Annotated in this window: 15 protein-coding genes; 10 read left to right on the forward strand and 5 right to left on the reverse strand. The window is 51.9% G+C overall.

The genetic code is table 11. The annotated features are described in order from the left end of the window. Position 1 precedes the first annotated feature (1 nt). On the forward strand, positions 2-1,690 hold the full coding sequence (locus D5366_RS08210) for a TonB-dependent receptor domain-containing protein (protein ID WP_240775222.1): 1,689 nt from the start codon (positions 2-4) through the stop codon (positions 1,688-1,690). 230 nt (positions 1,691-1,920) lie between these two features. On the opposite strand, the gene D5366_RS08215 is transcribed toward D5366_RS08210, so the two are convergent. Next, the gene (locus D5366_RS08215) at positions 1,921-4,863 is read right to left on the reverse strand and encodes a TonB-dependent receptor plug domain-containing protein (RefSeq protein ID WP_141493061.1); all 2,943 of its coding nucleotides are present in this window, start codon (positions 4,861-4,863) and stop codon (positions 1,921-1,923) included. 495 nt (positions 4,864-5,358) lie between these two features. On the opposite strand from D5366_RS08215, the gene D5366_RS08220 reads away from it, so the two are divergent. Then, the gene (locus D5366_RS08220; RefSeq protein WP_170211063.1) at positions 5,359-7,002 is read left to right on the forward strand and encodes a carbohydrate porin; all 1,644 of its coding nucleotides are present in this window, start codon (positions 5,359-5,361) and stop codon (positions 7,000-7,002) included. A gap of 205 nt (positions 7,003-7,207) precedes the next feature. Continuing rightward, positions 7,208-7,420: a CsbD family protein gene (locus D5366_RS08225; protein WP_141493063.1), complete on the forward strand. Its 213-nt coding sequence runs from the start codon at positions 7,208-7,210 to the stop codon at positions 7,418-7,420. Between the two features lie 239 nt (positions 7,421-7,659). Here D5366_RS08225 and D5366_RS08230 read toward each other — a convergent pair whose 3' ends face one another. The 3 genes from D5366_RS08230 to D5366_RS08240 all read right to left on the reverse strand — a co-directional run bounded on the left by D5366_RS08230 (position 7,660) and on the right by D5366_RS08240 (position 10,837). Beyond that, positions 7,660-8,712, reverse strand: a complete 1,053-nt coding sequence (locus D5366_RS08230; RefSeq protein ID WP_141493064.1) for a phenylacetaldoxime dehydratase family protein — start codon at positions 8,710-8,712, stop codon at positions 7,660-7,662. A gap of 6 nt (positions 8,713-8,718) precedes the next feature. Next, positions 8,719-9,747, reverse strand: coding sequence for a carbon-nitrogen hydrolase family protein (locus D5366_RS08235; protein ID WP_141493065.1), 1,029 nt, complete (start codon positions 9,745-9,747; stop codon positions 8,719-8,721). Positions 9,748-9,865: 118 nt separating this feature from the next. Further along, a complete protein-coding gene (locus D5366_RS08240) occupies positions 9,866-10,837 on the reverse strand; it encodes an AraC-like ligand-binding domain-containing protein (protein WP_141493066.1) in 972 nt (323 codons plus the stop codon). A 138-nt stretch (positions 10,838-10,975) separates the two neighbouring features. On the opposite strand from D5366_RS08240, the gene D5366_RS08245 reads away from it, so the two are divergent. Then, a complete protein-coding gene (locus D5366_RS08245) occupies positions 10,976-11,932 on the forward strand; it encodes a SphA family protein (RefSeq protein ID WP_141493067.1) in 957 nt (318 codons plus the stop codon). A gap of 152 nt (positions 11,933-12,084) precedes the next feature. On the opposite strand, the gene D5366_RS08250 is transcribed toward D5366_RS08245, so the two are convergent. Continuing rightward, positions 12,085-14,511, reverse strand: coding sequence for a TonB-dependent receptor (locus D5366_RS08250; RefSeq protein ID WP_141493068.1), 2,427 nt, complete (start codon positions 14,509-14,511; stop codon positions 12,085-12,087). 122 nt (positions 14,512-14,633) lie between these two features. Between D5366_RS08250 and tauD the strand changes: the two genes are divergently transcribed. The 6 genes from tauD to D5366_RS08280 all read left to right on the forward strand — a co-directional run bounded on the left by tauD (position 14,634) and on the right by D5366_RS08280 (position 20,815). Then, on the forward strand, positions 14,634-15,560 hold the full coding sequence (gene tauD, locus D5366_RS08255) for a taurine dioxygenase (RefSeq protein ID WP_141493069.1): 927 nt from the start codon (positions 14,634-14,636) through the stop codon (positions 15,558-15,560). Positions 15,561-15,646: 86 nt separating this feature from the next. After that, complete coding sequence (locus D5366_RS08260) at positions 15,647-15,988, forward strand: YtcA family lipoprotein (RefSeq protein ID WP_141493070.1); 342 nt, start codon at positions 15,647-15,649, stop codon at positions 15,986-15,988. Positions 15,989-16,007: 19 nt separating this feature from the next. Then, positions 16,008-17,024, forward strand: coding sequence for a multidrug transporter subunit MdtN (gene mdtN / locus D5366_RS08265; protein ID WP_170211064.1), 1,017 nt, complete (start codon positions 16,008-16,010; stop codon positions 17,022-17,024). Next, on the forward strand, positions 17,021-17,314 hold the full coding sequence (locus tag D5366_RS08270) for a hypothetical protein (RefSeq protein WP_141493072.1): 294 nt from the start codon (positions 17,021-17,023) through the stop codon (positions 17,312-17,314). Before mdtN ends, D5366_RS08270 begins: the two co-directional genes overlap by 4 nt. Before the next feature lie 35 nt (positions 17,315-17,349). Then, positions 17,350-19,254, forward strand: coding sequence for an FUSC family protein (locus tag D5366_RS08275; protein WP_170211065.1), 1,905 nt, complete (start codon positions 17,350-17,352; stop codon positions 19,252-19,254). After that, positions 19,247-20,815 carry a TolC family protein gene (locus D5366_RS08280; RefSeq protein WP_170211066.1) on the forward strand — a complete coding sequence of 523 codons (1,569 nt, stop codon included), beginning with the start codon at positions 19,247-19,249 and terminating at the stop codon, positions 20,813-20,815. Before D5366_RS08275 ends, D5366_RS08280 begins: the two co-directional genes overlap by 8 nt. Positions 20,816-20,828: the final 13 nt, after the last annotated feature.

Consider the following 20,828-nt stretch of genomic DNA (forward strand, 5'->3'; position numbering starts at 1 on the left):
ATTGTACCGCCCGACTGATGAAATAGATGTGCGTGTAATTGGTGATTATAACCATTTGAGGGAAAACTGCTGCTCAGGGAGTTTGTATAAGATCACTACTCAAAAGACGGATGGTACGGTCATCGGTGGGAACTTGCTGCAAAGGGCAGCGTGGTCCCATTATACACCGGTGGAGCCGTCAGATACGCCCTATACGATAAACCGTGATTCCTTAAGCCAAGCAAATCAGGAAGATATGGGGTTATCGGCGCAGGCTAATTGGCACCATGCGGGTTTTGTTTTGTCGTCCATTACGGCTTATCGTGCGTGGAATTGGTGGCCGTTAAATGATGGTGATCTTAATGGCGTCAATGCTCAGACGAACACCAACATCAAGGTTAATCAAAGGCAATTCAGCCAAGAGTTCCGTTTTGTTAACCACTGGGGAAAATTGCTCGATTACCGCCTTGGGGCTTATTATTTGTGGCAAGAAAACGCGGTGGCAGGGGATCAGGCTTATGGCTCTGACGCGGGAACTTGGCTGGGCTACGGAACTTCAGCTTCCCCCGTGGCGGGCGTAACGGCCGCGCAGGCGGGGAATGCCCTGAATGGCTATAACGTACGCAGTTATGCTCAACCGACTACAAATTACTATGCATTATACACCGATGGGACTTGGCATTTATCCAAGCAGTTCGATGTAGTGACGGGGGTACGTTACAATTACGGTGTGAAAACTGGAAGTTTCGCACAGTGGCAGGTTATCCCAGCTTCATATTCATCAGCCATAACTCCACTGACGACCGCTCAGAAAATATGGAATGTCTACGGGGCCAATAGTGGTTTTTCTGGGCATTTGGATAATGGTTTCGTGACGGGGCAAATCGCTCTGCAGTACCATGTGACGCAGAACCTCATGCTTTATGGGCGTTATGCCCGTGGTGGAAAATCAGGGGGACTGAATTTGACGCCGCTATCGGTCCAGCAAATTGCAAGCGGTGCAGTGTCTCCAAACGTCGGTAAAGAAACGGATGATGCATTTGAGGTGGGCACAAAGCTAACGGCTTTGCAGGGGCGTTTGCTCTTTGCCGGCGCTTTATATCAGACGAATGACCACAACTATCAGGTTACTGCCGTGCGGGAGTTTCAGGGATCCTTGCTGTCTTACTTGAGCAGTGCGCCAAAAGTACGCATACGCGGGGCGGAGGCGGACGTGCATTACAGCCCTCTACCCAATCTTATAACGACGCTTTCTGCTTCGTATAATGACGCACAGTTTTTGGAGTACTCGACAGTTGCCCCACCGGAAGTTGTGACGTCAGGAATTTATAGTTTGGCACATACGCAAGTTCCATTTGTGCCACGCTGGGCCTTCTCAGCTTCAGCGCAGTATTATCATACTGTGGGTAAAATTGGACGTAGCCTAGCGGATGCGTATTTAGGGGGGAGTTATAATTATAATACCCGAGAAAATACGTCAGCCAATAATTCGGTTTATGGATGGGTGCCCGGATACGGCACGCTTAATGTAAACTTTGGTCTGCGGGACCACCAAGGGCGCTGGGACGTAAGCGGCTTTATCAACAACGCTACGGATGAACGGCGCATTAGCCAAGTAGTGCAGGGCAGTGGGGTGAGCGGGAATGGAGCTTGGTATGCTTATGTTACCCAGCCACGTAATTTCGGGTTTATTGCACGCGTAAACTACTAAATGACCCGGCCCCATTAGGGTGAAACTCCTTCAACGCCGCTACCACATGAAGGGGCGTTGAAGGGGTATTCAGCGTGTTGGTTCTATTTCCGGGAGGATTTGAGCATCTCCAGCGCTAGGTGTGCGGCTGGAGTGCAAAGTGTGGAAATCACCTCGTTAAGTTGTACTGACGCGGTGTCTAACACACTTTGCGGTGACGCTAGGAAGGCCTCCCTGAGCAATAGACCTTTTTAAAAATTCACTCCGGCTTGCAGGAAGATGTAGCGCCCGAGATAAAGATTGCCATACAGGGCCGCAGCGCTGTTATCCGTCCCGCTTGCGACGAATGGTGGGTTCTTTTTAAAGATGTTGTTCACACCGCCCTGGAAGTTCCAGTTGTTCAGTCGGTAGGTGACTGTCACGTCGTGTGAGAAAACGCCCGGTGTGCTGACACGACCATAACCGTTAGCGCGGGTCAGGTCTGTGGTGCCATCGTTCCAGCGCATTCCGCCGATGTAGTTCATCATGTACGTAACGCCCACGGCGCCATGCTGCCAACCAACGGTTGCATAATCACGGACGCGCGGCATGCCGTAGCCAGATTGATACATCATGCGTCCCGCATAGTTGTACCACTGACCACCAATCTCGTTTTGCTGCAGATAGCTAACGAGCTGCTGGAAGTTGTTTGAGAGCGTCAGTACGTCATGTCGGGTAACACGGATATGATAGTCGAGGTCAAAATCGATACCGCTGGTTTTTAGCCCGCCGATATTGGCGTAGGTGGCGGTTACGGAATTAATCTGACCAGTGCTGGAATTACGGTTGATGTAGCTGCAATAGTTTGTGTTCTGGCCAGTATAGCATTGGTCCATAATATACTGGGTGCTCAGGTAAGAAATCATATTTTTAAGCGTGTAATGCCAGTACTCTACGGATGCAGATAGGCCGGGGATCCAGTGCGGCGTAATCACTGTACCAATCGTATATGTGCGACCTGTTTCCGGCTTCAGGTGGCTATTGCCGCCGTAAAGTGTTGGCGTCTGGCTGGAATAGCTGGAGGAGAAGGTTGATGTGTTAATGCCTTGCTTTGCGCAGGCTGCGGCAACTTTTGCCGATTGTGCGCCGTAAGTTGCAGCTTGAACGGAATCGCAGGGATCTGTTGCTGAGGCGTAGCCTAGCGACTGGCCACCATACATCTCATAAACGTTGGGCTGGCGGTACGAGGTTCCCAGCGTGGCGCGGAAGCGAATATCTTCTATCGGTGCCCAGTTGATTGAGGCTTTCCAGTTTTTTGCGCCACCAAACGTGTTATAGTCTGAGTATCGGCCCTGCGCGTCAATCGTCAGGTCTTTTGCCAGCAAAGCATTGTGCAGAAGTGTTGCCTTCCCCTCAAGGTAGCCTTCGGTAACGTTGAAGCCACCACCTGTGTAAGAGGCTGAGTTTGTAAGCGTTTGGCCTGATTCAACCAGCGCATCTGGATGATACGCAAGCTGTTCGCCGCGGTGCTCCATTCCCAGCGCAATGCCAAGGTCGCCGCCGTGATTCCATGGCATGTGAGCGACGTGGTTATTGTTGATACGCAGGTTCAGGTCGCGCAATTGGTAGTAGTAGTGGTCGTGCGAGGTGTAGTTTGAATAAGCGGCAGCCGCAGAGGAGAGCTTTTCAAACGGATTGGACAGTACGCAACCAGCAGCTGCATTACAGACGGATGGATCATAGACCAACGCACTGTCAGAGCTTGAAGGGTCTACCTGACGCAGGCCGTATGTTTGTAGAAGCTTCGCGTAGTTACCAACGCCGGAGACCTGCTGCATGACCTGGTTCCACCCGTAGGAATAGGAGAGGTCATAGTTCCAGCCGTGCGTGATGGCGCCCTTAACGCCTGCAATACCGGTATAGGTATCGGATGCTGTCTCGCTGCGGCGGTTGCCCCACTCAGCCATGCGCTTGTACATATACGCATCCTCACCGGTGGGGTTATCCGGATCGTTGGCTGGGATATAGAGCGACGATGGCAGCGTGGATGGATAAATGCTGCCGGAGACAGGCATCGGGGCCATCGTTGTGGACGAGTTGCGGTGTGAGTAGTTGAAGTTCAAGTACGGTGTGAAGTGCTCGTTAATATCGTAATGAGCATCAAAACCAAGCGTGGCATTGGTCAAGGAGTTGGTGAGGCTTTGGTTCTGACCATAATTGTAGCGGTCAGCCGAAGTGAAGTCACGGACGCCACCACTGCCTGTGGCGATATAATCACCATCGCTTGTGATGAAGCGCCCAGCAGTTGGGACTGACGAACCAAACCGTACGCTGGATGCGTTGGCCGGATTGTTGGACTGGACCGGATTAGCCCATGCTCGGCTGCTTTGTTTGATGCCGCTTTGCGTCATGTAGGAGCCGGTGATGGTTACGTTCCCGCGCTCATGGTCAAAATTCCAGCCTTTATAGCCGGAAATCATACCTGTCTGGCCGTCACCAACGCCTGTAATACCTCCACGGATTGTGAGGTTTCCGTCGCTGAGATTGTGTTTGAGCTTAATGTTAATAACGCCGGAAACAGCATCTGCTCCGTAGAGTTCTGATCCGCCATCTTTTAGAATTTCGACGCTGGCGACTTGATGAACGTTGATCGTGTTCATGTCGAAGCAGCTATTATTGCCGTTAATGGCGGCGCGTTTGCCATCAACCAATACTAGGACGCGGTTTTGCCCCAGGTTTCTTAGGTCTGTACAGGACGCGCCGCCGGTTCCGTTCGTTTGGCTGTTGGTCGTTCCTGAAGACCCGATGGATGGCAGACGCTGGAGATAGTCCCCGAGTGTGGTGGCGCCCGTTTGCTCGATTTGCTTACTGGTAATGATTTGTACCGGGTTCGCATTCTGGTTGTTGGATGTACTTAACGCAGATCCTGTGACGACAACGTTTTCGGACTGGCTGGCATCAATCGCGGTTAGGGCTCTACGACGGGTCGCGCCGGACAGTGTTACGGGTGCTGCAACAGCCGTGGAGACTGAAGGGCTGGCAACCCGCGTTGCTGTGGCGGGAGATGCTGCTTTAACAGGAGCTTTGCGTGCCGTACGGTGAGTTGAAGCACGATGATGCGTATGAGTGACGTTTTGTGCAGCTGCGGCAGAAACCGTTCCCATGGCGAGAACAGAAGCGCAAAGCAACAATCCCCTGCGTCGGTAAAGTGTCATTACGGTGGCTCACATTTGAATATCTGTTATTGACGTTAACCGCAATGTTTCGAAAACATAACCTTGTCTATACTTACTAAAGGTTGTTACCGATAAAAAACTGTTAGTTGTATAAATAACACAAAATAATTACATAAAAAAACTGATTTTAATATAAATAATAAAAATAAAATAATAGAAAATGAATTTCTATATTTCGTTTAAATCAGTTTCAAACGGAAATATTATCTCTATGCTGTCAGAATCTTACGAAATTAAAATTTATAAGGTGGTACAAAACCGGGTCACAACCTCAGGCTGCGTGTGCTGGGGAACGATGAGGGAAGCCGTTCCGACAGGTTAGGGTTGATCGCTCTGGCTTAATGTTACGACAGCTTACGCATTGACGGCAGCGCGCAGAGTGCCTTACCGGCCGCTCTCTTATTAACCTAGGGATGTTTGAGAGAGCGATGGTAAAGAGAGCGTTCGCCGTGGTACATGGCCCCGCTTTCTGGGATGAATAGCCACGATAACGATGTCGTTGTATTTCTGTTTGATCGCAAAAATGCTGCGTGTATGCGTCCGAATGTATCGTGTGAAACGATCCGGTACCGAAGCCTGAAAATTGAGCCTGATTTTTACTTTGCGACAGCCGTTCCGTCTGGTACCGCTCGTGCTATGAGCTTGCTGACCACCCATAATATCCGACACGCCTTAGTGATGACTCTTGTTTTGTGCGTTGCTGTCTTCGCACCGGAGGACGCGATGGCGGATAGTGACAGCTCTACCAAGTTGGTCTCCCAGCAAAACGCTGAAGATGTGGACCACAACGACGGGCATAAGTCCAAGCGAGAGCTTCTGACTGTTAAGCTGAACAGTGGCCCCAGTAATTCTTCGGCGCTGTTCCCTTGGGTCACGGATGATAAAAATTGGCTGCAGCGCCACGGCCTTCTGGTCGTTTTTGATAACATTAACGAATTCATGGGGGCCATTACCAAACCGACCCCCGGAATACCAAATCTGCGCCAGGGATCGAGCAATGCTGGGCAATATGCTGTATCAGTCACGACCGATTGGTCCCGGCTTGCAGGCATTAAAGGATTAGGGAGCCGTTTTGTCGTAGTGGGCCGTTATGGCACGCCAGCTAACCGGATGTTCGGGGACTGGCTGGCACATAGCTCTGAGACTTACGGTGGCGGTGGTAACGTCGTTGTCCGTTTCGTTATGGGCTATTTCGAAGAACATTTGCTGCAAGATCGTTTGTCGATAGCGGCAGGGCGAATGGCGCAGCTTTCCGATTTCGCGACCAGCACGATGTTTTGTAATTTCGTTAATAATTCTTTTTGCGGGCGCCCGCGAGCAGCGGGAGACAGTGCTTACGCGACGACTTGGCCAGTGTCTGTTTGGGCGACACGCGTGCGTGTGCGGCCAGTGTCAGGGGTGTACATTCAAGCGGGTGTTTATTTTACAGAAGATGGCCTTTACGGTGTTCAGCAGAACCGCTCCGGCTGGACATTGAACGGCGCCAATATCGCTGGGCAGGTTTTCCCGATTGAAACTGGATGGGAGCCGAGTTTCGGTTCACATAAACGTCTTACCGGACATTACAAGATAGGCGTATCAATCGAGAACGTCAGGCGCTACCGCCCATATGCAACACAGCAAAGTGCGGAACTCGGTGCTGGGACGTTCTCGGCTGGCGGCCGGCGTGGGGCTTGGTCTGTTTGGATGTTAGCCGACCAGCGCATTATCGCCTTTCGTGGTCGTGACGAAAAGGCGGGTGTGAGTGTGATGGCGGGCGCGCTGGTCAATGATCCCACCATCTCTTTAAGGCAGCAGCAATATTATGGTGGATTAGTGACGCGTGGCTTCTGGCGTTGGCGTCCGGCTGACTCTATCGGGGTTGCTGCATCTTGGACAAAAATCGCGGAAGGGGTGCAACGTGCCGAAGAGCGTTTTCTTCAGACAGGTCAGTCCTTGCCGTTTAACGCAACTGGTATTCAGCGTAACGCTTTTGTATTCGAAGCGTATTACACTTTCAGAGTTGGGCGTGCTGTAACCATACAGCCAGATTTCCAGTATTACTTACACCCCAACGGCCAACAAAATTTACGAGACGCAGCAATGTTAGGGTTTCGCTCACACGTTGAGATTTTCTGACGGCATTTCATCGATTTATAATTATTAGATGATTGCGTTTAGAAAGAGTGTCCGGAATGTGCTTCTGGGCACTCTCATTGCTTGCAACAACTGAAATCGTAGGTTGCTTAGCGACTTTGTGTGCTCTTTTGCGTTTCAACAGGTGTGTCACATTCTTCAGGCCGGACGAGAGTGATTTGGTCTGGATTTAGCAAAGAGACGAAACATGAGCGCACTTACTGACAAAATCAGCGGTACCGTCAATCAAGCGGTCGGAACCGTCAAGGAAGAGATTGGCAAGTTAACTGGAAGTGACGAGCATCAGGCTGAAGGCGCTGCGCAGGACCTCAAGGGCCAAGCAGAGCAAGCAAAGGGTGACGTCAAGTCTGCTGTAAATCGCGGAATCGACAAGTTAAAGGATGGCGTAGATAAAGCGTAAATCTACCCTTAACAGAGGTGGTTCTGTTGTTCGCGTTTAGAGTAAGAAACGAACAACAGTACTGCTGAAGATTGGAGAGACTGTCCTTCAGCCTAGAAAGGCTCAAAACCGAGCCTGCCGTGATTGAAGAGTACCTTCTTTATAAGGGACGAGAAAACCCTTTTCAGTCTCTTAGGGCGTCTTACAAAGGGATCTACGGCGTTTAAACGCATGAGCTTGAGCCATTTATGCTCATTCTGTCACGACGTTGCCACTAAGCCGTTAAGCATGCCGGTCTCCGGGTGGCACCCTATATACTCAAAAATCTGATTGTCTGAATGTAGCACCGCGACTTCGTGGAATACTCGGAGTTCAAGTTGTCCTTTAAGGGCCTGAACAACGGTCAGGAATTCATTGAAAATGGCTTTATGGGTGGGGTGATGCTCGGCCCAGTGCTCAAGATCTGATAATGTGTGCCAGACGCTCATGCCGAAGCTGCGTTCGGCTTTTCCGCCGCGGTCAGCGCAGATCCGCATGAAGCGGTTAAAGTAGCAGCCAATGGCGAGGCCCTCATCGCGCAGAAAGTTCATGCCCTGAATGAGGGTTGGTTCAATGCGTGTAAAATAAAGCTCTCGCTCCGCCGTTTGCATGAGCGAGCAGTCTTGGCCTGAACGTATTAGGGTCATTCCCTGATGGCCCAGAATGGTCAGGCGCTGTCCGTTCTTTTCAACAATACGACGTTCGCCGCTGCTGTGCAGTTCATCTGTCTGGCTAGCGGGCAATCGGTCCCTCATGCCGCCCCAGTAACTGTGCTCCTGAATAGGGCTGTCGCTAAAGCTGCCGAGTATCGTCCCGACGCCTTCAAATTCATTATTGGTATTAAAAAGCGTTTCTAGATGCGTTTTGTGCGGGAGAAAAATTTCACGGTAGAGGCCTACATCGCTGGCTTCTCGTGCAGGATCGTTCCACCATCCTTGATGTGTACGCCACCATGTTTCGTATGCTTCTGGTGTTGGCCAGTAGCCGATGGTTACAAGGTTGTTCCAGCCGGCTTTATCAACGAAGCGGGCTTGCTCCACATTCAAAGCACCGCCTTCTCCTTGGAAAAGATGCAGAAACTCATCGAGTATTATCAGCGCATCCACTTCATGGGCCGGGGTGCGCCACTGCACCCCGAAATATGCCATAACGCACTGGGTAGAGTGTGCGTCGTCGCGTGCGGTCCAAGCTGGAAAGGAAGGGATAAAATCCTCTCCAATTCGGCGGTCGCGCGTGCGTGGGCAACGAAGTTCGGGGGCAATGGCGCTTTCCATGGTGAATTAACCTTCGCTGCGTTGAGGGAAGGTTACAGGAGCGACGTTTACACCCTCTGCTTCAGCGTGTTGTACGTATTCGACGCGCTGTGCCTTGCGTGGGTTGAAAAGCAAACGGGTGACGTCAGGGCGTGAATAATGCCCGACGGGATCAGCCGCGGCCTTTGCCATAGGGATGGCGGCAAGGTCGATGTCAGCATACAGAATACCCTCTTCTTCGGGGGAGAAAGGGGTAGCAAGGTCACGGCCATCGGGGCCAAAGATGCGGGCATATCCGCCGCCAGCTTGAATAAGGTCGTGCTTATTGGGCGCGTCGCACAGTTCATCAATCATTTCTGATGAGATTGTGGCACAAGGTGAGAGTACAAAGCAGCCGCCCTCGACCGCATAGACGCGGGCCGCAGCGGTGTTGACCTCTCCGCTGAGAGCATAAGCCGCCGGTTGGTAGACCGAGAAACTCGGCCATGCGGCAATGTGGACCTGCTCATTTTGAGCAAACATGGCGTATTTGCTGAGTGGTTGCAGATGTTCCCAGCAGCATAAAGCACCGACGCGGCCCAAACCGGGAATGTCGTGCACGGCAAGGTCACTCCCGTCGCCCTCACCATAGACGGTGCGCTCGCAGAAGGTAGCGCGGAGTTTGCGTCGTGTTGCTACTGTTTCGCCTTCGGGATTCAAAATCCATTGGGCAATATAGAGTGAGCCCTCGTAGCGCTCGGAAAGGCCGAGTACGGCTGTGATGCCTGATTCTTTGACTGCGGCTCGGAGGCGGTCTGCTTCCGGGCTGTCATAGGCGAGGGAATTGTCAAAATAGCGCGCCGTATAACCCTTGCCCATCGACCATGCTGGGCTGTCCAGCCAGATGTGCCATGGGTAGCCGGGGATGAAAGTTTCAGGAAATGCCACCAAAGACGCACCGTTTTCGGCCGCTTCCTTGATCAGAGAAATGGTCTTGTCGATGCTTGCATCAAGGTCAAGAAATGCAGGAGCAGCTTGAACGACCGCGACTTTATATTTCGGATGTTTGAGGCCCATTTTTGGCTCCGGGTCAGTGGTGGTTAGCCGGGCTGGTGGCAGCCCTGAACTCCTCTGACATTATATCGGAATCAAAATATGTCTTGCCTGATAGGGAATGAAAATATGTCTAAAGCGGCTATTTGGTGATAAACTGTGCAAGGCAGTGTTGGCGATATTCGCGTGGCGACTGCCTGAAGGTAGCGGCAAAAACACGGCTAAAATGGGACTGGCTGACAAAACCGCTCATGCGTGCGATTTCACCAATTTGATAGCGGCTACGGGCGGGATCGGATAGCGCCTTGCGTGCCCATTGTAGTCGTTTTTGTAAGATATATTCAGCAATGCCGACGCCTTCGTCTGAAAAAAGATCGTCAAGGTAGCGTGTGGAAATGCGGAATTGTTGCGCTAGGCTCTGGCGGCTGAGTTCCGGGTCCCGCAGGCGTTGGTCAATGGCTGTGCGCAGTTGCAGGCCCATCGCCAAGCGGTGTGATGTAGGAGCGGATGAGCGGCCGACGGTCGCAATCAGCATCGACGCGACGATTTCGCTCGCTTGTGCGGCAAGCCTTGTAACGAGCAAGTCGGGCAAATGCTGCGTGGTATTGAGAAGTTGCGTTAGAAAATTGGCCGTTATTTCCTGTAATGGGTTGGTTGTATCAATGGTCGTTGCGGTGAGATGTTCAGCATGGCCGAGGCACGCGTTAAGCGCGATGTTTGGCATCATGAAAACGATTTGTTCAAAATTTTGATCGAAATTGAGCGTATATGGACGCCTACTGTCGTAGAGAGCAAATGCTCCGGGATTTAAAATGGCTTGTCGTCCGTCCTGAAGTACCTCGCCGGTTCCTCGTATCCCAAGGCTAAGGAGGTAGTGAGATGACTGCGAATTCTGGGTCAGCTTTGATGTTCTTGAGACGGATTGTGCGCCAGAGCGAACTTTTGAAATGCTGCATGTGTCAAAGGATAGGCGGGTGATTTGTCCTTGGAAGTCATCTGTTTTGAGGGTGCATTCCAGAGGAACGAAAGAACGCGTGATGATGTCATGCCAACATTCTTTACGAGCGCGTTGGGGTAAGCCTTCAGTGTGATAAACTTGCAGCCTAGAGGACATAATCGAACGGGTCCTGTGCAGAGAGAAACCTTAGAAGGAGCTCTAACATGCGCCTATAAAGTTTCGGTATCGCAATTGTTCCTATATCGGATAAATCAGCAGAAATAGGCAAAGAATAGTGCTCGTTTGAGCAAATGGATGCAGCCAGAGTGTGGCGACAATCATCTTCTAAATGCAAGTGAGGATGATGTGAAAGCGATTCTGAAAACATTGCTTTGTGCTGGCGCATTATTGATCTGTCGTACGCAGGCTCATGCGACGGAAGGCGGGCAAACTAACTGGGCGTCTGGTGTGCAAACGATTTATCCCGCCCTTGTGCCAGCTCAAGGGCAGACATTGTGGCAGGACTACTTTGTCGTGAACCCAAACGGGGCTTATTCGAGCGCATCGCAAAAGTCATCGGTACCGGGGTTTCGAGCGACGGCGATAGCCAATGCGGCAAGGCTCTTCCATACGTGGCATGGGACAGTGTTGGGTGCGAATATATCGAGCAGCGCTATTCTGGCGGTTAATAGTGTTACGCTGCGGGCAGGGGGGCATTCAGGAAATGCTTTTGGCCCTAACTGGCTCTACCTGGCGCCACTTTATCTGTCTTGGCACACTCCGACTTTTCATGCGTATCTGGGGGAAGGGGCTTTTTTGCCGATAGGGTCTTTTAGTAAAACGGATGTGGTGAGTGAAAGCACGAATGTTTTTGGCTTTAACCAAGAGGCCGCTGTAACATGGATGCCGACTAAGCGGTTCGATATTTCCGCTGAAGGTGAACTGCAAATTAATGCTAAAAATGGCGCGACGAACTACAAATCTGGAAACGTAATTAATATAGATTTCGGCGCAAATTATATGCCCTTTACGTCTCTACCGCAGCTACGAATTGGCCCTAACGGGTTTATAACGTCACAATTTACTAATGACAGGCAATATGGCCAAAGGGTTGGTGACGGAAACCGCCTGCAAAAATTTGGGTTAGGTCCGCAGATTATCTGGTTCTTTAAACCGCCTTATGCTGTTGCTTTTAAATGGCAGCATGAGTTCGGTGTGGAAAATAGCATGCGGGGTGACCGATATTGGCTCCAATTTCAAATACCCCTGTAATTTAGCAAAAGCACCGGATGAAAAGCAGTTTTATGTCTCATATCCGGCGTGATGAATGTGCAGTCACGTCTGAGGAAAAACAATATTTTCTTCGGCGAAAACAACGTGCTTCGCCGAAGAAATGCGAACAGAACAATATGGGTTTTTTTGGGCTAAAATTCTGCGCGTACTGATCCAAAAAACTGTCTCGGTGCGCCGATCAGTATGGACTGGTTATTGAAGGCTGCGCCGTCTTGATTATCCATGGTGAAACCGTTTTGGCCCATGGTAGAAACATAGACAGTATTGGCGAGATTATAAATATTAAACGAGAAAACAAGACGTTGAATATGCGGTGCACGAGGTGAACCAAGGGCAATGTCGTGCAGTGTGTATGATGCTCCGAGGTCGCTCATCCAATATGGAGAAATTTTGAAGTCTCCGACGTAATCGTAGCTTCGTGATCCATAATATTGAGCGTCAATAAAGGTTTCTATATTTTTCCACGAATAGGACAGGCGGGTTTTATACATAAATTGTGGGTAGCCCACGACCTGTTTGCCTTTCGTCTGGTAGAGTGTGCCGCTGCTACGAATATCCTGATCGTAGACAGAATGATTATAGCTAAAGCTGTTGAAAAATGAGAGGCCGCGATAGGGCGATAAGGTTAGCCCCGCATCCACGCCATTCATGGTTACACCGCCGACGTTTTGCACCGTTGCAGTCGTGTTGGTAAGCAAGGAGCCGCCGGTTGGATTGGCCAAAATCTGCTGAAGGCGGTTTTTGAAATTCGTGTGGTAGCCATAAAGGCTGGCTTGTGCCCACGAACCATTATAGCGATACCCGCCAGCGAAAGTCCAAGCGGTTTCCGGCCGTAAAGTATTGCGTATGCTGTCATAAGCCGTTTGCGAAACTGCAAGTGGCGCATTGCTGGAATTATAACCCGATTGGGGATAGGCGTGCACATTTTCTGAGATATCCGCAAACAGTTCGTGCTGCGGTAGGAAATTCCAGTCCGCCGAAATATGCGGTAAAAATGCGCGTGCCGTCGTCAAACTTTCTCCGCTCGTTTGTGTGGGGAAACGTAGTGCCCAATTTGAGGCATCACCCACGCGTGTTGTGTTGAGCAGGGATTTAAAGCCTGCGTGCAAAGAAAGAGTCGGGAGAATATGGTATGTGTCCTGCACATAGGCAGTGAATGTGTTGGTATTATACCGTTGGTGCCATAGCGTTCTGTAGGGGACGCCTGCAAAATTGCCGAAAGGGTCGAGCGGGCTCCCTTCACCTAAAACAGGCTGCTGGTATGCGAGCGCGCGTGTGTCGTATTGGTTATTTTCGTACCACAAGCCGGTAGCGAAAACATGATGTCCGGTAGTGTACTCGAGGGAAGAAGTCGCGCCGAACCGCTCAATGTATGGTCTGCGTACCTGCTCAAAGATACGGCCACCATTGAGCAGCAGTGTATCTGCTGATTGGGGGCAGCGCAGCGCGGTTGCATCTTTGCAGGCGTAGGGGTTGGCGTAAGTGCCGTGCCCTGTTTCCTGATGCCCGTAAAAAGTGGTCTTCCAGCGGAGCTTGTCTGTCAGGGCTAAATCGGCCGTTATGCCGCCAAACAAATCAGCAGAAGATGCGGTGCTGTCGTAGTAGGAAATGTCCTTAGGGTCTGAAATTGAACTGTAGCCGGCAGGAAATATGCCACGTGAGGCATTGTAAGCATTCGCCCAAGCGTTAGGGAGGCCATAAAAATTATCGAGATTAGGCCCGTTATTCTGCAACCAGTTAGGGGTGTAATCTTGATAATTTACCATGTTCAACGCATCCCAGTTGAAGTAGGCGCTAATTTCACTGGATGAGCGGATAGGTTGGACGATGCGCGCGTTAACCTGCTGCATGAACTGGTCGCCGCCGCCTTTCCATTTACCCGTTTGGTTACGCATGTAAGAGACAAAGAAGCGCGTTCCCGTTGGATTAAGGCGGCCTGAGTCGAAACGGAAGAAAGAATGGTACAGCGCGTTACTTCCAAATGTTTGGGCAATGGTTCCGCCTGTGCGGTCATGAGGCCGGGAAATAACGTAATTAATCGAACCGCCAAGATTATTGGTACTTGCCGATGATTCCGCGCCGGCACCCTGAGTTACGTCAAGGCGTTCAACATTCTCCGCAGAGATGGCTTGGATAGGGTTCAGGCCATTATAATTACGGAAAGTTGGCTCACCCAGCGGTATTCCTTCCAGCGTCATACCAATTTCGTTTTGGACGAAACCGTGGACGAAAAGCTGTACGGAATAGGTGTCGATACCTTGCGGGTCATCAGATTGAAATTGCACACCGGGCGTTTGAGCCAGCGTCTTTAAAGGGTTGGTACCGGCTACCTGCTGTTCCAAAATGTGCCGGGATAAGGTTGTCTGATTGCCGCGCGCTTTATGGTGGGTGTTAACGGCTATTGTTTCATCGTCATGGGCGGTGACGTCACGCGGGTGGCTGAGCTGCTGCGCGGTACGTTTTTGTTTTGATCTGGCAGGGGCGGCGTTGCCAAACGTTGCGGTAGTCAGGGCCAGACCGGACAGAGTCACGATGATAGCGCGGCGATAAGGTGGCATGGGTAGAATGTCCCTTAATCTCTTAATAAACAACCAATAGATAAAGTTATAACGCTTCTATATCAGGATATGTATGATGGAAAGGAAAAAATAACGCTTTTAAATCGGAATATGGTGCGTTTATGGCCTACTCCCTTCGTCATCAGGACTTACAACACGCTCATTCATCATCAGTTCATGCGGTTGCGCACGGATTGCCAGCAGGGTGGAGTGTCCGACCTCTCTCTCCGAGTTTGGGTGCGGTGGTGCAGGGTGTTGATTTGGCAAAGCTGCAGTCACGGGAGGCGTTGGCTGCCATTAAAGCCCTCTTGCTAGAGCATGAAGTGCTTTTTTTTAGGCAACAAGATATCTCTCCTCAGCAGCATCGGGCGTTGGGTGCTGCTTTTGGGCATTTGCACATTCATCCTGTCTATCCTTCGGTGCCGGGCGTTCCAGAGGCGATGGTTTTGGATACGGACCAGCAGGACTTAAAGGACAATGCCCTATGGCATACGGACGTCACCTTTTCTGAGACCCCGCCTTTAGGGGCAATTCTGGCTGCCCGACATTTACCGCCATGCGGCGGGGACACGCTCTGGGCCAGTGGCACCGCAGCCTACGAAGCACTATCGCCACTCATGAAGGAGCATTTGGAGAGTTTGACCGCAATACACGATTTTACGCGCTCTTTTCCTTTGGCGCGTTACGGTCAAACGCCGGATGAATATGAGCGATGGAAAGCAGCACGTGACCGCCACCCTCCCGTCGAGCATCCGGTGATTCGGGTTCATCCTGAAAGTGGACGTAGGGCACTTTTTGTCAGTGAGGGGTTCACAACGGAAATTTGTGGCATTGAAGCCGATGAGAGCTCCGCTTTGTTAAACTACTTATTCCGCCATGCAACGAAGCCTGAGTTTCAGATCCGATGGTCATGGCAGGAGGGTGACGTAGCTTTTTGGGACAATAGAACAACACAACATTATGCAGTCGATGATTACAGGCCTCACAGGCGGATCATGCATCGTGTCACGATCGTTGGTGATCGGCCTTTTGGCCCCTCTCGTGTGTAGGGGGAATGAGGGAGGGGCTGCGCGCTGAGAACGCGCGTGACTTCCTTTCGTATGAAATTAGATGACATATCAACTATAAATAGGATATGAGCAGCAAACTCCGTTTTTTCCAACGTATGAACATGGCTGGTGATATGCTCCGTTTTCTACCGCGCGTGTATAGTAGGGCAGGAGCGCTGAAATACAGTGCGCCTCTTTTAGCCATGTCTGTTGGAGGCTGTACGCGTGCACCCCTTCAAGATGTTTTAGGCTCTTTTTTCCCATCATGGATGCTGTGCCTCACGCTGGGCTGCGCGTGCGCTGCGCTACTGCGCGTTCTTTTGGGAGTTTTACGGCTGGATCAGGCGATACCGGCGCCAATCCTTACATATCTGGCTTTTATAGTCGCGGTAACGTTCGCCGTTTGGTTACTGATTTTCGGGCATTGATAAAGAGGACATGAAGACTATGGAACCTCGTCGCATAGGCGGTTTAAGCCTGTTGGTCCTCTCGCTCGTTGCTTGCGCGGTGCTTGGCGTTCTGGTCCTGAACCAATTGCACATGAAACCGCGGACAGAAGATGCTTACGTAGCGGCTGATATTGTGCATCTCGCCCCGGAAGTGAGCGGACGCATTGTGTCCTTGCCTGTAAAAGACAATCAGTATGTTCGCCGCGGGCAGATACTGTTCATTATTGATCCCGAGCCGTACGAGTACAAGTTGCAGCAAGCTCAAGCGCAAGTGGATGGTTTGCAGGCTCAATTAGATGTGCAGACAAACCAAGTTAGCTCTCAAATGTCTCAGGCTGGGGCAGCAGAGAGCGGTGTAAGCGGTGCACGAGCTCGCCTTGCATTAGCTCAGGCGACACAAGGGCGTTTGGAGCCTCTGGCGCGTCAGGGCTTTGTTACGCGTGAGGCATTGGATCAGGCGCGGACGTCAACAAGGAGCGCGGAAGTTGCTTTGCAACAGGCTCTGCAATCGGCGCTGGGGGCAAAGCAAGCTGTCCGGAGTGTAGCGCCACTGCGTGCGGATTTGGCGGCTGCTCAGGCTGTGCTGCGTGAGGCGCAGCGCGAATTGCGCCAGACGACGGTGCGCGCACCGTGTGACGGGATCGTGACGGATTTGAGCGTTGCGTCAGGTGAGTATGCCGCCGTTGGGCGGCCTGTGTTTACCGTTATCGATAATGAACACTGGTGGGTGGTCGCGAATTTCCGTGAGACACAATTAGCTGTGTTGCGTCCCGGGCAGAAGGTGAGGGTTTACGCTATGGCCCAGCCTGATCGGCCTATTGAAGGTGTTGTCGATAGTCTCAACGCAGGTGTCATACCAGATGAAGGTATGAGTGCAGATGGCTTGCCAAAGGTTCCTCGCTCTTTGAATTGGGTGCGTATCGCCCAGCGCTTTCCGGTGCGGATTTTATTGCAAAACCCGCCAGCGTCTCTCATGCGTATTGGAGCTACGGCGGTTGTTGTGGTGAGCCAATGAGCTGGGCGTCGCATCAGCGGCATAATGATCAGCGTTTTGCACCGCCGCTCATAGATGAGGGAGACCCACCAAACGGGTTGAGGGCGTTGTGGGACGAAATGGCTCCGACGCCGGGCCGGTGGCGCAACACGTTGCTGCTGGCAGCGCAGGTAATTACGATGATTGTCGTGGGGGAAGTGTTCCGTATCCCTCAACTCGCCATCATGGTTTTTATCTGTTTCTTTTTGTCTGGGAACGACGCCGCCTCGACCATTAAAAGCGCGATTATGGGCGGGGGGTTATTTTATTAGGCACCGGCCTTTCGATTATTTTTTTGATGTTCAGCTTGTCCGAGCCGGGCCTGCGCTTACCCTTTATGCTGCTTCTGACTTTAGGGGCAGGGTTTTTGGCTCAGGCAATGGTCTTGGGGCCTTTTGTAAATATACTCCTGTTTTGGATAGTCTATATGATGCTGAACGCCGATACATTGGAAAATGTCGGCTACGGTATTAGTGCATTTGTTGGGAACACCACGGAAAGCAGTGTCCCAGACGCAGTTTTCTTGCCCCCGGAAGAGGCTTTCGTTCATATTTTATTATGGACGGGTGCAGTCTTCGTAATTGCTCTTTTTGCCATGATTGCAGCGAATAGACTGGCGGGGCACGACCCTCTTATCATGCTGCGAAACGGACTGATTGCGCGGTTGAGAGCTGTTGCCGGGCTATGCGCCCAAGAGTGCTATGCGGAAGCACCTGAGGCGCAGAAAGTACAAAATTTAGCAAAGCAGGGAACAGTCGAGCTGCGGCGCTATCACGATCTAGCGTCTCAGTTGCACCCAGAGCTTCCGCGGCATAGGGCTGGGCTGGCTATGATCCGCAGCATGACCCGTCTTGTCATGATTGCGGCGGCATGGACGCGGCTTGAGGGTGATGGGGGGACTGGCCTCCTTAAAGCGGTAGGTAAAGTAGCTGAGAGCTGCGCGGATGTTTTGCAAAAACGTCCTGGTGCTTACGCCGCTCTTGAAATGAGCGATGTTGATTTGCAAAATTATGCCGCCGCAATGCGTGGTGATCCTGCCCGCCACCCGCTTGGTGTGGAGTTGGCAAGAACACTGACGGTCATACGAGCATTATTGCTAAAGCCTGACGCTGCACGGCATGGTTTCGTGGCAGACGTAACGGCCCAAGCCAAGGGCTGGTTCAAGCCGGACGCCTTCCGCAATCCTGCTTATGTTCAGGCTGCTATAAAACTCGCTCTTGCGGTTTGCATTTGTTACGGCATTACGCGCTTCACGCAGTGGTCTGGTATTAGCACATGTGTGGTGACGTGTTTTTTGGTCTCCCTTGGGACTGTGGGGGACAGTGTCCATAAAATGACGCTTCGCCTTGTTGGTGCGCTTATTGGTGCAGCAGCGGGGATCGGTACGATTTTGTGGCTCATGCCTTACTTGACGGACCTGACAGACCTCATCCTCGTCGTGCTTCCTGTTACGCTGCTTGCGGGGTGGATTAAAAGCGGCAGTGAGCGCATTGCTTATGCGGGCGTCCAAACATCCATGGCTTATTTTTTGACGGTTCTACAGGGCTATGGACCGACATTGGACATGGCAACCGGACGTGACCGTGTTGTGGGAATTATTCTCGGCAATGTGGTTGTTTATGTAATAGCGACGACACTTTGGCCCGTCAGCGTTGCGTCAGTAGGGCGCAAACACGTGGTCAGCGCGTTGCAGGTTCTGGGCGATTTGGTTGTTTATCGGCGCCATGATCGGCATGTTTTGGTTGAAGCGGGGCAGGAAAGGCTGCGTGAATCTTTTGGGCGCGCAATTGCTGCCGTGCGCAGTTCGGTCATCAACGAGCCGCTTGAGGCGGCTCATGTAAATACGCGCCGAAGAAGCCGCAAAGTCGATGCTCGGGTGGTCACAGAAATTCAGATGTTAGCTATACCGGTAGCAATCATTTCCGATGCAGCGGAAGAGCCGAGCGAGGCCGTATTTGCGCATAGCAGCGCTTTGAAAAGATGGCTGGAGCATTTTGGGCAGTGGATTACGCACGGGCGTGACGGCAGGGCGCTCATAGAGGCTCTGCCCACTCCGCCGGACCTGCCATTGGACCCTGAGCGGGGTTTTTGGTTCGGCGTATTGGATGAACGGATCCGTGCAATTTTGGATGAACTTTTACCGGCAGAGGTACTGCGTGAGGAAGAACACCGCGTGGCACCATCAGTCGATGCGGGGGCAAGTCATGCTTAACAAACCTCTTACAGGGCTTTTCAAGCGTCATACTCTTATGATGTGCGGGGTTGCAGCTTTAGCCCTTTCCTCATGCAACGATACGCGTGACTGGGCCCCTGAACGTCCGGACAGGCCGTGGCAACCCACTCAAGACATGGCAGCGCAAAATGGACTTGTCATGCCGCCCGGTGTGGGTGGTTTTTCAGCGCCACATATCAATAATAGCGCGGCGGTAGTAGCGCAGCATGTTGCGAATGTCCCAATGACTGGGCAGGCTTTGTCGTTGGTTGAACTTATAGATATAGCGCAACGTACTAACCCTCAGACACGCATGGCTTGGGAGGCTGCACGCCAGGCGGCAATAGGCGTTGGCATATCAAGTGCGGGGCTTCTTCCGCAGGTGACGCTGTCGGCTATGGGTGGCTTCCAGCGCATGGCGTTCCCGCTGCCAAATTATCTGTCGCAACGTGGCTATCTGACGTCGAACGGTGGGGCATTTTTTCCGAAACTTGAGTTGGATTATTTGCTGTTCGACTTCGGGCGGACAAGGGCTCAGATAAAAGAGGCGCAACAAGGCGCGCTTGCCGCGGATTATGGGTTTACTCAGGTCCACCAAGCGCTGATCTTGGCGGTCACTAAAGCTTATTACGCATATCAGGCTGCGCAAAGCATGTCGCGCTCCGCCAAGCGTGCGGAAGACAACACTGCCTTATTGCTGCGTGCGGCCCAATCGCGGCACGCTTATGGGGAGGGAACGGTTGTTGATGTAGCGATTGCGCAGCGCAATGCGGCTCAGGCTAACTTTGAGTTTGAGCGCGCCCAAGACGCAGAACATACAGCAAAGCGGGGTTTACTTGCAGCAATGGGGCTGCCAGCTACTATGACTTTAAACATTCGGCCAATGGATGGCCAGCATTTGCCGAATTCCTTGCCAACGGATGTTCAGGCTCTCATCAATGCAGCCCTTCAATCGCGCCCAGACGTTTTGGCGGATTTAGCCAAATTACGAGCGTCAGACGCGGCTTTAAGTGCAGCTAAAGCCAGCCTTGCGCCACGCATTGCTCTTGCCGGTGTGGTACAGGCTTACATAGGCACTTTAAAGACATACGGGACACAACAATCCGCTCCGGCCTCGAGCATCGCACAGCCTGAAGAAAGCGCCTTTTTACAAGTAAACTGGCCAATTTATCAGGGGGGCGCGCGGGCAAATAGCATTCATTTGGCAGAGTCACGCAAAAAGCAGGCTGAGGCTGCACTGACGCAAGATCGTGTAACGGTCGAGCGTGAGGTGGCTGATAGTCAGGATGAGTTGGGCACTGCCTTGGCTCAGGTGAAGTCTGCTCGTGTTTTGTGTAGTACGGCACAAACGGCTTTCGAAGGTGCCGCAGCATCGTATCAGCATGGTGTAGGGACACTGACGGATGCCTCGAACGCGGCGACGGCATTGTACCAGGCGCAGGCGGCTTTAGCCGTGAGTGAGGCACAGGTTTATACGAATGCTGCAGTGCTAGCACATGCGACAGGCCGTTTGGTTTCTGCGGCAGGAACCAATGTTCAAGACGATATGGCAGGGCCTTGAGTAATGGGGGAGG

Source organism: Neokomagataea tanensis, assembly GCF_006542335.1.
Classification (GTDB): Bacteria; Pseudomonadota; Alphaproteobacteria; order Acetobacterales; family Acetobacteraceae; genus Gluconobacter; species Gluconobacter tanensis.